At 63.4% G+C, this 13,366-nt stretch carries 13 protein-coding genes; 9 read left to right on the top strand and 4 right to left on the bottom strand.

What is annotated here, in order from left to right; translation table 11 throughout:
* Positions 1 to 16: 16 nt before the first annotated feature.
* The 5 genes from ACQ3C8_RS07425 to aceA all read left to right on the top strand — a co-directional run bounded on the left by ACQ3C8_RS07425 (position 17) and on the right by aceA (position 5,766).
* Positions 17 to 1,279, top strand: a complete 1,263-nt coding sequence (locus tag ACQ3C8_RS07425; protein WP_428853004.1) for an MFS transporter — start codon at positions 17 to 19, stop codon at positions 1,277 to 1,279.
* A 158-nt stretch (positions 1,280 to 1,437) separates the two neighbouring features.
* The gene (locus tag ACQ3C8_RS07420) at positions 1,438 to 3,159 is read left to right on the top strand and encodes a thiamine pyrophosphate-binding protein (RefSeq protein ID WP_428853003.1); all 1,722 of its coding nucleotides are present in this window, start codon (positions 1,438 to 1,440) and stop codon (positions 3,157 to 3,159) included.
* Positions 3,160 to 3,192: 33 nt separating this feature from the next.
* Positions 3,193 to 3,699 carry a ribonuclease E activity regulator RraA gene (gene rraA, locus ACQ3C8_RS07415; RefSeq protein WP_009522722.1) on the top strand — a complete coding sequence of 169 codons (507 nt, stop codon included), beginning with the start codon at positions 3,193 to 3,195 and terminating at the stop codon, positions 3,697 to 3,699.
* A 55-nt stretch (positions 3,700 to 3,754) separates the two neighbouring features.
* Positions 3,755 to 4,156, top strand: coding sequence for a gamma-glutamylcyclotransferase family protein (locus ACQ3C8_RS07410; RefSeq protein ID WP_428853044.1), 402 nt, complete (start codon positions 3,755 to 3,757; stop codon positions 4,154 to 4,156).
* Between the two features lie 317 nt (positions 4,157 to 4,473).
* A complete protein-coding gene (gene aceA, locus ACQ3C8_RS07405) occupies positions 4,474 to 5,766 on the top strand; it encodes an isocitrate lyase (protein WP_428853002.1) in 1,293 nt (430 codons plus the stop codon).
* A gap of 228 nt (positions 5,767 to 5,994) precedes the next feature.
* Here aceA and ACQ3C8_RS07400 read toward each other — a convergent pair whose 3' ends face one another.
* From ACQ3C8_RS07400 to ACQ3C8_RS07390, 3 genes are all read right to left on the bottom strand, one after another.
* Positions 5,995 to 6,417 carry a hypothetical protein gene (locus ACQ3C8_RS07400; protein WP_428853001.1) on the bottom strand — a complete coding sequence of 141 codons (423 nt, stop codon included), beginning with the start codon at positions 6,415 to 6,417 and terminating at the stop codon, positions 5,995 to 5,997.
* A 365-nt stretch (positions 6,418 to 6,782) separates the two neighbouring features.
* Positions 6,783 to 7,217, bottom strand: coding sequence for a universal stress protein (locus ACQ3C8_RS07395; RefSeq protein ID WP_009522718.1), 435 nt, complete (start codon positions 7,215 to 7,217; stop codon positions 6,783 to 6,785).
* 262 nt (positions 7,218 to 7,479) lie between these two features.
* Entirely contained in the window at positions 7,480 to 8,397 is a 918-nt protein-coding gene (locus ACQ3C8_RS07390; protein ID WP_009522717.1) for a LysR family transcriptional regulator, read from the bottom strand.
* Positions 8,398 to 8,572: 175 nt separating this feature from the next.
* On the opposite strand from ACQ3C8_RS07390, the gene ACQ3C8_RS07385 reads away from it, so the two are divergent.
* The 4 genes from ACQ3C8_RS07385 (at position 8,573) to ACQ3C8_RS07370 (ending at position 13,063) form a co-directional block, all read left to right on the top strand.
* Complete coding sequence (locus tag ACQ3C8_RS07385; protein ID WP_428853000.1) at positions 8,573 to 9,289, top strand: haloacid dehalogenase type II; 717 nt, start codon at positions 8,573 to 8,575, stop codon at positions 9,287 to 9,289.
* A gap of 65 nt (positions 9,290 to 9,354) precedes the next feature.
* On the top strand, positions 9,355 to 10,941 hold the full coding sequence (aceB, locus tag ACQ3C8_RS07380) for a malate synthase A (RefSeq protein ID WP_009522715.1): 1,587 nt from the start codon (positions 9,355 to 9,357) through the stop codon (positions 10,939 to 10,941).
* Between the two features lie 188 nt (positions 10,942 to 11,129).
* Complete coding sequence (locus ACQ3C8_RS07375; RefSeq protein WP_009522714.1) at positions 11,130 to 11,600, top strand: SRPBCC family protein; 471 nt, start codon at positions 11,130 to 11,132, stop codon at positions 11,598 to 11,600.
* Positions 11,597 to 13,063, top strand: a complete 1,467-nt coding sequence (locus ACQ3C8_RS07370; RefSeq protein WP_428852999.1) for a DHA2 family efflux MFS transporter permease subunit — start codon at positions 11,597 to 11,599, stop codon at positions 13,061 to 13,063. Before ACQ3C8_RS07375 ends, ACQ3C8_RS07370 begins: the two co-directional genes overlap by 4 nt.
* Before the next feature lie 23 nt (positions 13,064 to 13,086).
* Here ACQ3C8_RS07370 and ACQ3C8_RS07365 read toward each other — a convergent pair whose 3' ends face one another.
* Complete coding sequence (locus tag ACQ3C8_RS07365; protein WP_428852998.1) at positions 13,087 to 13,350, bottom strand: acyl-CoA-binding protein; 264 nt, start codon at positions 13,348 to 13,350, stop codon at positions 13,087 to 13,089.
* Positions 13,351 to 13,366: the final 16 nt, after the last annotated feature.

Genomic DNA, 13,366 nt, shown 5'->3' with positions numbered 1-13,366 from the left:
TCAAGGAAGTCTCCCCATGACAGCAGCAACCCTGCCGCAGAACGCACTGCGTCATGACGCCCAGGTGATCGGACTGGTGGGCCTGGCCCACAGTGTGTCCCACTTCTACCACCTGATTCTGGCGCCGCTTTTCCCGTGGATCAAAGTTGAATTCGGCCTGAGCTATTCGCAGCTGGGTTTCCTGATGACGGTGTTCTTCATCGTCTCGGCGACTGTCCAGACCGCTTCCGGCTTTATCGTCGACCGTTTTGGCGCACGACCGGTCCTGTTTGCCGGGATGGTCAGCCTCGGAACCTCGGCCCTGATCCTGGCCGCGAGCCCGACCTACGGCATGCTGATGCTGGGGGCGGCCGTCGCCGGCATGGGGAACGGCGTATTCCATCCGGTGGATTTCACGCTGCTGAACAAGCACGTCTCGCAGTCGCGCCTTGGCCATGCTTTCTCGGTGCACGGCATTAGCGGTAACCTGGGCTGGGCGGCGGCGCCGGTGTTCCTCGTCACCATTGCCAACCTGGCGAGTTGGCGCACGGCGCTGGTCGGGGCCTCGCTGCTGGCCTTCTCGGTGCTGGCCGCGCTGATCGTCTACCGCAGCGCGCTGGATCCGCGCGAAGTCCGCGAAAGTGTCGGTAAGGCCCCGGCCAAGGGTGCGGACGCCGGCGGAAGCGCCTCGATGCTGGCGTTCATGAAGCTGCCGCAGGTGTGGGCATGCTGGGCGTTTTTCCTCATCACTACGTTTGCGCTCTCGGGCATCCAGAATTTCTCCGCGTCCGCGCTCACGCAGATCTACAATATTTCCCTGCCGCTGGCGACCGCCTCGTATACGGTGTTCATGCTGAGCAGCGCGGGCGGGATGATCCTGGGCGGTTTCGCGGCGGGCCGTGTGGCCAATCACGACCGCATTATCGCGTACAGCTTCGTGCTGTCCGGTTCGTTCGCAGTGCTGGTCGGCCTGAATCTGTTCCCGGGCTGGACGGTGCCATTGCTGCTGGGCGTGATCGGCTTCGGCTCTGGTGTCGCAGGTCCATCGCGCGACCTGATGGTGCGTGCGGCTGCGCCCAAGGGTGCTACGGGGCGGGTGTATGGCGTGGTGTATTCGGGCCTGGATATCGGGCTGGCAACCGGTCCGCTGCTGTTCGGTGCATTGATGGATGCAAGCCATCCGACGTGGCTGTTCCTGCTGGTGGGCGTGCTGCAGGTCGCGGCGATCTTCACGGCCGTGACGGTCGGCAAGGGCAACCGCGCACGGCGCGCCCAGGCGGAGGCGCAGACCGCTGCCTGACGGTGCGGCCTGAACGTGCCGCATGATCAGCCGATGCCCCGCCATGTGCGGGGCATTTTTGTATGATCGCCGGCACGGTCGCTTGTGTGCCGCGCCGCGTAACGACGGTGTGGCAGCCGCGGCAACCGTGTGAGCGCAACGACAGAGAGAACATACGCATGACGAGGACTTCTGACGACAAGACGGTACCGCTACCAGGCGGACACGTGCTGGTGGATGCGCTGATCGCGCATGGCGCGGACCTGGCATTCGGCGTGCCCGGCGAGAGCTACCTGGCGGTGCTGGACGGCATCCATCGCCGCGCCGATGCCCTGCGTTTCATCATCTGCCGGCAGGAGGGCGGGGCGGCGAACATGGCCGAAGCCTATGGCAAGCTGACCGGCCGGCCCGGCATCGCCTTCTGCACGCGCGGACCTGGTGCGACCAACGCCAGCATCGGTGTGCACACGGCCTTCCAGGATTCGACGCCGATGATCCTGTTCATCGGCCAGGTTGGCTCCGACTTTGCCGACCGTGAGGCTTTCCAGGAAATCGATTACCGTCGCATGTTCGGCCAGATGGCCAAGTGGGTGGCGCAGATCGACCGAGCGGAGCGGATTCCCGAGTATGTCGCACGCGCTTTCCAGACGGCGACTTCCGGGCGACCGGGGCCTGTGGTCCTGGCGCTGCCGGAGGACATGCTGACCACCGAGGTCACTGCCCCGCAACTGCCACGCTACGAGCGCGTCATGAGCTGGCCCGGCGATGCCGATATGGAGCGCCTGCACAGCATGCTGCTGGCGGCGCAGCGGCCGTTCGTGCTGCTCGGCGGCAGCGGCTGGACGCCGGCGGCGTGCGCTGACCTGCAGGCATTCGCCGAGCGCTTTGGCGTGCCGGTGGGGTGTGCCTTCCGTTTCCAGGACCTGTTCGACAATCGGCACCCGCTTTATGCGGGCGATGTCGGTATCGGCATCAATCCGGCGTTGGCCGCGCGCATCCGCGCCGCGGACCTGGTGCTGGCCATCGGGCCGCGCCTCGGCGAGATGACGACGGGCGGCTACACGCTGCTGGAAGCGCCGCAGCCACGGCAGCAACTGATCCATGTCCACGCCGGCGCCGAGGAACTCGGCAGTGTGTACCGGGCAGACCTGATGATCCAGGCGAGCATGCCGGCCATCGCCGCCCGCCTTGCCGCACTGCCAGCCCCCGCGGCGCGGCTGTGGGAAACGGGGGCACAGGCGGCGCATGCGGAATACCTGGCGAATATCGCGGTGCCGGCTGCCGGCACCGCTCATGAAGAAGGCGTCGATCTCGCGCGGGTGGTGTCCGAGATGCGCGCGATCCTGCCGGACAACGCCATTGTCACCAATGGCGCCGGCAACTACGCTGGCTGGCTGCATCGCTACTATCCCCATGCCGGTTTCGTGCACGGCAGCCGCACGCAGCTGGCGCCGACGAGTGGTGCCATGGGTTACGGCACACCGGCTGCAGTGGCCGCCAAGCTCGTGCATCCCGACCGCCCGGTGGTGGCACTGGCCGGCGATGGCTGTTTCCTGATGAATGGCCAGGAGCTGGCGACCGCCATGCAGTATGACGCGCCCATCATCATTATCGTGGTCAACAATAGTATGTACGGCACGATCCGCATGCATCAGGAGCGCGAGTATCCGGGACACATCAGCGGCACGCCGCTGCGCAATCCCGATTTCGCCGCGCTGGCACGCGCCTATGGGGCGCGCGGCGTGACCGTGACGCAGACCGCCGGCTTTGCACCCGCCTTGCGCGAGGCACTTGCCGCACCGGTCAGCACGTTGATCGAGATCCGGACCGATCCGGAGCAGATCACGTCGCGCACCACCCTGAGCGCCATCCGCCAGGCAGCGCAGGCGCGCGGTCACTGAGGATTTGAACACCGGTTTTTTCAGGAGAACGGAATGGCAGCGGATATGACCTTCAACACCTGCGATCTGTGCGACGCCAATGAGGCGCGTCTTGCGGATGGCTCCCTGCGTGTGATGGCGCCCGGCCTGCGCAGCTTTGGCAAGCTTGCGGCCTTTGCCGGGCCGGCGGCCACGCTGAAGGTCTTCGAAGACAATGCGCTGGTACGCGCCACGCTCGAAACACCGGGCAACGGCCGCGTGCTGGTGGTGGAGGGCGGCGGCTCGCTGCGCTGCGCACTGGTGGGCGGCAATCTCGGCAAGCTGGCCGAGCAGAACGGCTGGGCTGGCGTGATCGTGAACGGCTGCGTGCGGGACTCGCAGGAGCTGGCGGCGTGTGCGGTCGGCATCCGTGCCTGGGCCACGTGTCCGGTACGCAGCAACAAGCGTGGCGTCGGCGAGTCCGGCGTGCAGGTGCAGATGGCGGGCGTGGTCGTACGGCCTGGTGACTGGATCTACGCCGATGATGACGGCGTCCTGGTGGCCGCGCAGGCGCTGCACTGAGTCAGTCTTGAAATGATATTGAAGCGGGTACGAACCGCCGGGATTGCTCTTGACCATGCCCTTCATCTTTGTCTATGGCACGCTGCGCACCGGTGAGTCGAACGATATTCATCGGGCCGCAGCCCGTCACAGCCTGCCGGCTCCCACGCTGATTGGGGCGGGTACCGTGCGGGGTGAGCTGGTTGACATGGGCGATTACCCGGGCCTGATACCGGATACGACGGCCAGCCCGGTATCGGGCGAGGTATATGAAATCGATGCAACGTTGATTCCTGTGCTCGATGCCATCGAGGAGGTGTACCCGGGGCGATTGTCCCTGTTCCTGCGCACTGTCTTGCCGGTACAGTGCGGCGAGGCCAGCATCGACTGCATCGTCTACCCGGTCCATGCCGATGCCGTCGCGCTGGCAACCCGGATTGCCGGTGGCGATTGGATCCGGCATCGGCTGGCGAGATGACCCTGGGTGACAGCTGCGGGGCCACATTTCGTATTTCATGATGTGAAATATTGTTTTGGTGCGTAAAAACATGTCGATGCGAGGCACAAGCACGCTGTCTCATGATGGAAAAAGACGTTTCGCATCGTAAAAATAATTTTCTATCCATTTGAATTTAAAGGAATGAATTTCTTGTTGTAATTGTTCTTTCGGCTTGTTGCGGCGCCGCACCATTCCCTACACTCTTATATAAGACATATGACTTGATGCCTGTTGGTCGAAGTAATGCAGGCCGGGTCAGTCGGACAAATTTCGTATGTCATCTCAGGAGAGTGAAAATGTCGCGTGAAGCCGAAGCCAAGAAACTGCAACAGGAATGGGACACGAATCCGCGCTGGAAAGGGATCAAGCGCGGTTACACCGCCGAAGACGTGATCCGCCTGCGCGGCTCGCTGCAGATCGAGCACACGCTGGCCAAGCGTGGCGCTGAAAAGCTGTGGACCCTCATGAACAATGAGCCGTTCGTCAACGCACTCGGCGCGCTGACCGGCAACCAGGCCATGCAGCAGGTCAAGGCTGGCCTCAAGGCCATCTACCTGTCGGGCTGGCAGGTCGCGGGCGATGCCAACCTCGCCGGCGAAATGTATCCCGACCAGTCGCTGTACCCGGCCAATTCGGTGCCGCAGGTGGTCAAGCGCATCAACAATACCTTCCAGCGCGCCGACCAGATCCAGTGGAGCGAGGGCAAGGACGATATCGATTTCTTCGCGCCGATCGTAGCCGACGCCGAAGCCGGGTTCGGCGGCGTGCTGAACGCCTTCGAACTGATGAAGTCGATGATCGAGGCCGGCGCCGCCGGCGTGCACTTCGAAGACCAGCTGGCTTCCGTGAAGAAGTGCGGCCACATGGGCGGCAAGGTGCTCGTGCCGACGCGCGACGCCGTCGCCAAGCTGGTGGCAGCGCGTCTTGCTGCCGACGTCATGGGTGTGCCGACCGTGCTGGTGGCGCGTACCGACGCCGAAGCCGCTGACCTGCTGACCGCCGACGTGGACGACAACGACAAGCCGTTCTGCACGGGTGAACGTACAGTGGAAGGCTTCTACCGCACCAAGCCGGGCCTGGAGCAGGCCATCTCGCGCGGCCTGGCCTACGCCGAGTACGCCGACCTCGTGTGGTGTGAAACCGGCAAGCCGGATCTGGAATACGCCCGCAAGTTCGCCGAAGCCATCCATGCCAAGTTCCCGGGCAAGATGCTGTCGTACAACTGCTCGCCGTCGTTTAACTGGAAGAAGAACCTCGATGACGCGACCATCGCCAAGTTCCAGAAGGAACTCGGTGCCATGGGCTACAAGTTCCAGTTCATCACGCTGGCTGGCTTCCACGCGCTGAACTACTCGATGTTCAACCTGGCGCACGGCTATGCCCGCAACCAGATGAGCGCCTTCGTCGAGTTGCAGGAAGCGGAGTTCGCCGCCGCCGAGAAAGGCTTCACCGCCGTCAAGCACCAGCGCGAAGTCGGTACGGGCTACTTCGATGCTGTGACGCAGACCATCGAAGGCGGTCAGTCGTCGACGACTGCACTGAAGGGTTCGACGGAAGACGAACAGTTCTTCGACAAGAAAGTCGCCTGATCACTCTCCAGGCTACTTGACCGGTGCGCGACCAACGCACCGGAACCTTCCGCCCCGCGATCCGCGGGGCTTTTTCATGCCCGCGTGATCGGTGGGGAAGCAACAAGGGAGCCGCAAGGCCAGCCAGCAGACGCCTTTGAGGGCAGTGTGCGGATGGCGTATGCATATTCCGCCGGGGCTTTCCTTGCGCTGTTCATCGTGCGTGACGCGCCTGCCGACCGGTGTCAGTCAGAGGGCAGCGTGGGTGGCGTGGGCGCTCTGGAGGTCGGAGCGCGGCTTGCTGGTGCCATAGCCTTCGGCCCACTGCAGGGTATGGCGCAGCAGGTCATCGATGAAACGGTGCTCAGTCGCGGTGCATTGGGCGCGGTGATAGCGGATCAGCAGCGCGACACGACGCGCCATCAGGCTGCCGAAACGGTACTGGGCATGCCGCAGAGCGCCGGGGGCAGGCGCAAGGCAGACCAGGTAGCGCATTGCCGTGGCTTCGGCCTGCAGCGTAGCGTGCTCGGTATCGTGCGGGCTGGCATGGGGATGGCGTGTGACATGTTCGAGTGCGCTGACCTCGGCAAAAGCCGTCAGGTAGGCATGCATGTCATTCGACGAGGCGCGGGTCCGACTGCGCTCGAGCGCATGCATGGCGTGCTGCAGCATGCGCCGCATCAGATGCGCGCGGCTTGCGAGGCGTGTTGCAAGAGACCCCGGGGCAGAAGGGGAGGCCGGCGAAAGCACCTTGCGGTGAAACGGCAGGATATTGCCCGGTGCGGGATCTGCATGCGAAACGTGCGTCGATGAATCCGCCATCGTCATTCCTTATTAACGAACTGCAAGAGTTAAGGGAAAAACTGAAAGCAGTATTGCACACGCTACACATTAATTTTGTGAATTAGCGTGATATTGATATTGATATAAATGAAGAACAGATATTAGAAATATTAAAAATAAGCCGGAGACGGATTCCCGTACGTCTCCGGCAGGCGCATGCAGGGCACGCGCCGCTCGCCCATGTCCGGGCGTGTTTAACGGTAGACCACCACGGGGATCGCGGTGTGGGTCAGTACCTTCTGCGTTTCGCTGCCCAGCAGCAGGCCACTCAGGCCGCGCCGGCCATGCGAGGCCATGAAGATCGCATCGCAGCCATGGCGCTCGGCAGCATCGATGATGCCGAGATAGGGGGCGGCAAAGGTGGTCATGTCCGTCGTGCAGGCAACGCCGGCTTTCTGCGCGGCATCCGTGACTTCTTTCAGGTAAATACGCGCCTGATTTTCCACACGCTCGTGAAATGCCTGCGGCGCTTCGACGACGATTTCACTGAATGGCGTATAAGGGTATTGTTCAAGGCAGACATAAGCCGTGACTTTGGCATTGAGGGCAGTGGCCAGTTCCAATGCGCCCTGCATCGCCTTGTGCGAGAGTTCCGAACCGTCGGTGGGAATCAGCAAATGCTTGAACATGGTCTTCTCCTTATTGTGGATGGAACGAAAAGAAGCGATTGCCTTGCCTCGTATTCAGTGTAGTCCGCTCGCGCAATAAGGAAATACCGATTACGCCTCTTCTTGATCTGGCGCAAACCGGACGCTGCCGCCGGGCTCGTGTCTGCCCGGCCATGCAGGCTATATGAGTTGCCTGGACGATACGGGCTGCGCGGACCCTATTGTCAGGCGTCTGCGTGCTGGCGCGGTACCGGAACCGCCATAGCCGGCCGTCATATCCGTGCTACGACGCCATGCCGCCACGCCGCCAATAGGCCGGATTGCCGTAGGTGTTTTTCAGGAAATCGATGAACAGCCGCACGCGCAGCGGCAGGTGCTTGCGCTGCGGAAAGACTGCGTGAATGCCGATCGGCGGCGCGGCATAGGCATCGAGCACGGTCACCAGGCGCCCGGCGGCAATGTCCTGGCCAACCTCCCACCAGGAGCGCCACGCCAGCCCGTGGCCCTGCAGGCACCATTCGTGCAGAACGGCGCCGTCGGTGCATTCCATGGTGCCGGCGATCTTCACCATCACAGTCTGGCCGTCCTGCTGGAAGACCCAGCCGCGTTGCGCCGCACCAGCGCCGAACGACAGGCAGTTGGCGTGATTGAGATCGTCCAGCGTGGCGGGCGTGCCATGTCGGGCCAGGTAGTCGGGGGTCGCCACCACCACGCGGCGCGTGTCGGCCAGGCGGATCGAGACCAGGCTGGAATCCGGCAGGTCGCCGAGCCGGATGGCGCAATCGAAGCCTTCGTTGACAAGATCGACAACCCGGTCAGAAAGATCGAGAGTCAGCGAAACGTCCGGATGCGCCTCCAGAAAGCGCGGCACGAGCGGCGCGACGTGCCGCCGCCCATAGCCGGCCGGAGCGGTGATGCGCAGATGGCCGCTGGCCTTGACGCCGCCGGCCGAGACGCTGGCCTCGGCATTGTGCAGGTCGTTCAGGATGCGCTGGCAATCCTCCAGAAAGGCCGCGCCTTCGAACGTCAGACTGAGCTTGCGCGTGGTGCGGACCATCAGCTTGACGCCCAGCCGCTCCTCGAGCGCAGTCAGACGGCGTCCGATGATGGCCGGCGCCACGCCTTCGGCGCTGGCGGCGGCAGACAGACTGCCGCGGGAGGCGACGGCCACGAAGGTTTCAAGCTGCTTGAGGTGGCTCATCGAGCACTGATATCCGGCTGAGTCTGCAGAAAACCGCAGTATTTTGTCTGGAATGACGCAAGATTATGTACTTAAAAGTAAAAGATCAAGTGACCGTCGGCGTCTTTCTGCTGTCGCACCGGCTTCCTACAATGCGTTATCCGATTGACTAAACCGGCGCCTCGCGCCGCTGCCCATGTCTGCCATCCGCGCCGTCCTGTTCGATGCCTACGGAACACTGTTCGACGTGTATTCCGTCGCGGCGCGCGCCGAGCAGCTATTTCCGGGCAAGGGCAATGCGCTGGCGCTGCTGTGGCGCGACCGACAGATCGACTACACCCGGCTGCGTTCGCTGGCCGGGCCGGGTGGCGAGTATTACAAGCCGTTCTGGGACATTACGCAGGACGCATTGCGTTACGCGGCTGCCCGCCTCGAGTTGGCGCTGAGCGAGACGCAGTGCGCGCAACTGATGAAGGAGTACAGCTGCCTGTCGGCGTTTCCCGAGAATGCGGGTGTGCTGCGGCAGTTGCGCGAGATGGGTTTGCCGCTGGGCATTCTCTCTAACGGCAATCCCGAGATGCTCGACATCGCAGTCAAGAGCGCAGGCATGGGCGGGCTGTTCGAGGCCGTGCTGAGCGTGGAGCCGGTGCGCCTGTTCAAGACCGCGCCGGAAGCCTATGCGCTGGGCCCGGCCACGTTCGGCGTGCCGGCGCGCGACATTCTTTTCGTCTCGTCGAACGGCTGGGACGCATGCGGGGCGGCGTGGTACGGCTATACCGCCTTCTGGATCAACCGCGCCGGTCACCCGCCGGAGCAGCTCGATGTGGTGCCACAAGGTACCGGGCACGATATGAACGACCTGCTGCAGTTTGTCCGCGAGGCCCGTGCCGGGCGCGCGGCGTCCGCAGCGTAGCGGGTGCGCCTGCACCCGCCCGATGAACCGATTTTTCGCTTTGAACACAATCACAGGAGATGACCATGGCTTTGACGCTCCCCGCAGGCATGCAGATCACCGGCGAGATCCTGCCCGCCTACGAATCCATTCTGACGCCCGAAGCGCTTGCGCTGGTTGCCAAGCTGCACCGTGCCTTTGAGCCGCGCCGCCAAGAGCTGCTGCAGGCCCGTGTGGCCCGCGCCAAGCGCCTGGACGCTGGTGAAATGCCCGATTTCCTGCCGGAAACCAAGAGTGTGCGCGACGGCGACTGGAAGATCGCCCCGATCCCGCCCGCGCTGTACTGCCGCCGCGTGGAAATTACCGGTCCGGTCGAGGCCAAGATGGTGATCAACGCCTTTAACTCGGGCGCGGATTCGTATATGACCGACTTCGAGGACAGCAACACGCCCAACTGGCACAACCAGATCCAGGGGCAGGTGAACCTCTACCAGGCCATCCGTCGCACGCTCACGCTCGAGCAGAACGGCAAGTCGTACAAGCTCAACGATAAGATTGCCACGCTGCAAGTGCGTCCGCGCGGCTGGCACCTGACCGAAAAGCACGTCACGGTCGACGGCCAGCGCGTGTCCGGCGGCATCTTCGATTTCGCGCTGTTCCTGTTCCATAACGCCAAGGAACAGATCGCCCGTGGCGCCGGCCCGTTCTTCTACCTGCCGAAGATGGAAAGCCACCTCGAAGCACGCCTGTGGAACGACGTGTTCGTCATGGCGCAGAACGAGATCGGCCTGCCGCAGGGCACCATCAAGGCCACCGTGCTGATCGAGACGATCCTCGCAGCCTTCGAGATGGACGAGATCCTGTACGAACTGCGCGAGCACAGCGCCGGCCTCAACGCCGGCCGCTGGGACTACATCTTCAGCTGCATCAAGAAGTTCAAGGTCGACAAGAACTTCTGCCTGGCCGACCGCGCCAAGGTCACCATGACCTCGCCGTTCATGCGTGCCTATGCGCTACTGCTGCTCAAGACCTGCCACAAGCGCAATGCTCCTGCGATTGGCGGCATGAGCGCGCTGATCCCGATCAAGAACGATCCGGAAAAGAACGCCATCGCCATGCAGGGCATCATCAGCGACAAGCAGCGCGATGCGACCGATGGCTACGATGGCGGCTGGGTGGCACACCCGGGCCTGGTCGAGCCGGCCATGAAGGAATTCGTGGCAGTGCTGGGCGACAAGCAGAACCAGATCGAAAAGCAGCGTGATGATGTCCAGGTGACGGCCGCCGACCTGCTCAACTTCCAGCCGGAAACGCCGATCACGCGCACCGGCCTGGAGATGAACATCAATGTCGGCATCCATTACCTCGGCGCCTGGCTGGCCGGCAATGGCTGCGTGCCGATCCACAACCTGATGGAAGATGCCGCCACGGCGGAAATCTCGCGCTCGCAAGTGTGGCAGTGGATCCGCTCGCCCAAGGGCGTGCTGGAAGACGGCACCAAGGTGACGGCCGAGCTGGTCCGGCAGATCATCCCGGTCGAACTGGCCAAGGTCAAGGCGCTGGTCGGCGGCGACACCAAGACCTACGACCGCGCTGCGCAGATCTTCGAGCAGATGTCCACTGCCGAGGACTTTGCCGAGTTCCTGACGCTGCCGTTGTACGAGGAAGTCTGATCGCAAGGTCTGACAATCAAGCCTGAGCTTCGGCACTGAAGGCCGGATCTCATCGCCTGCATCGCGTGGCGGAGCCGCTCTCCGCCTTGCCCCGGGGCCGGTTCCGCACAGTTGTGTGCGGGCCCGGCCTTTTTCCATGGCGCAAATGCGCTCATAATCGAGGCTGAACGCTGCCCTGGAGAAATCGCTTGCAATTCGAGCACCTGATTGAAATCAATGATCCGCTGAATCCCTTGCTGGTACCGCTCACCTCGCAGCAGGTCTGGCAGGGGCTGGTCCTGCGGGCGCGCGAGCCCGAGGCGTTCATGCTGGGCCTCGACCGTGCGGAGATCCTCTCGGATACGGGCAATGTACTGGAGCGCGAACTGCATTTCGGTGCGGCGCGCATCCGCGATACCGTGACGTTGATCCCCCACGCCGCCGTGCGCTACGACACGCATGCCACGGCCGAGCACGCAGGCGGTTCTCTCATGATGTCGATCGAGATGCCGGACGAGGCGCACCTCTTTGTCCGCTTCGTCTACGCGACCACCATGGCTGAGGCCGATGCCCGCGGCGATACGCGCTACGCCGATATCGTGCGGTCTGCCTATCACGCGGCGGACCTGGATACGATCGCCAAGATCCGCGAATTCGCAGCCGCAGGGCGCCTGGGATGATTCCCTGGCAAGCCGGGCCCACGCGGGAATCGCTAGCCGCCCGTTACGGTGAGCGTACACGCTGGCTGGTCCTGCTGGTCCTGATGATCGGCACCATTTCGTCGATCATTTCCTCGACCATCGTCAACGTCGCCATTCCCGATCTCAGCCGGACCTTTGTGCTGACGCAGGCGCGTGCCCAATGGGTCTCCGCCAGTTTCATGATCGCCATGACACTCGGCATGCTGCTCACGCCCTGGCTGCTGCTGCGTCTCGGCTTGCGCCGGACCTTCATCGGCGCAGTGGTGTTGCTCGGCTGTGGCGGGCTGGTGGGTGGATTGGCCCATTCGTATGAGCTTGTGCTGATGATGCGGGTCACGGAAGGACTCGCAGCCGGTATCATGCAGCCGCTACCAAATATTCTGATCCTGCGCGCGTTCGAGGAGCGTGAGCAGGGACGGGCGATGAGCCTGTTCGGTTTTGGCGTGATCCTGGCCCCCGCAGTGGGGCCAAGCGTCGGCGGGTTCCTTGTGGAGGCATTTGGTTGGCGCTCGATCTTCTTCGTCGTGCTGCCATTCTGCGTATTGGCTGCGTTTCTTGCACGCCGCTTCATGCCGGTGAATTCGGCGCTGATGGGAGAACGCCAGCCGCTCGACTGGACCGGGCTGCTGCTGATCAGCGCAGCGACCATCATGCTGATGAACGGCCTGGTGGAGGTCATGCATGCTCCCGCGCTTGGCAGCGGGCTGCTGGCCGGTGGGGCGCTGGCGCTCGGGGCCTTCGTGTTCTGGCAGCTGCGCGCCGTCTATCCCCTGGTCGACATGCGCCTGTTCAGCTATCGCCAGTTCGCCATGGGCGCGATCGTGTCGTTCATGTATGGCGCCAGCCTGTACGGCTCGACCTATCTGCTGCCGGTGTACATGCAGCTCGGGCTTGGTTATACGCCTACGCATGCCGGGTTGCTGCTGTTGCCGGCCGGTATCTGTCTGGCCATAGTGATCGTACTGGCGGGGCGACTGATCGAGATCATCCGGCCCTACCAGCAGGTCACGCTCGGATTGGCCTTGCTGATGGCGTCGTTCCTGCTGATGGCGACCAATTCGCTGGCCACCAGTTATATCGTGCTGGTGCTGTGGGTGGTGGTGGGGCGGATCGGCCTTGGCCTGATCCTGCCGTCGCTGAGCATCGGGGCCATGCGCGGCGTGGATTTTTCGCTCGTGTCGCAGGGGTCGAGCGGGATCAGTTTCATCCGCCAGTTGGGCGGCGCAATCGGCATCAGCGTGTGCGGTATCGTACTGCAGTGGCGGCTGGGCATGCAGGGCGGTGAGCCGGTCAGCGCCAGCGCGGTGGATCCGGTCCACCGGCTGGCGGCATTCGACGACACCTTCCTGTTCCTCGGCGTCCTGCTGGGGCTGGCGATGCTGGCCGCATGGCGCATGCGCCCGGCCCCCGCGCCGGTGATCGGGCCGACTGACCAGCCTTGAGGGTCAGGCTTCAGGGGCAGGGTTCAGTTCCCGGCCTTCAGCTCCTCGACCAGTTCGATGTACTTGCCTTGTGCGTCTTCGGTGGGCATACCCCTGAGTGCAGCCCAGGCATCGAACTTGTAGCGTGCCACGATATCCGTCACGCCCGGACGGTCATCGCCGGCATCGCCTTCGCTGGCCTGCTTGAAGAGGGCGTACAGGCGCAGCAGGACCATGTTGCCGGGGCGTTCCGGCAATTGCTGGACGTCCTGCTGGGCCTGGGCGAAACGTGCGGAAAGGTCGGTCATTGAAGCAGATCCTCAT

Source organism: Imbroritus primus, assembly GCF_964332355.1.
Taxonomy (GTDB): domain Bacteria; phylum Pseudomonadota; class Gammaproteobacteria; order Burkholderiales; family Burkholderiaceae; genus Imbroritus; species Imbroritus primus.
This window is presented reverse-complemented; position numbering and strand designations above follow the sequence as displayed.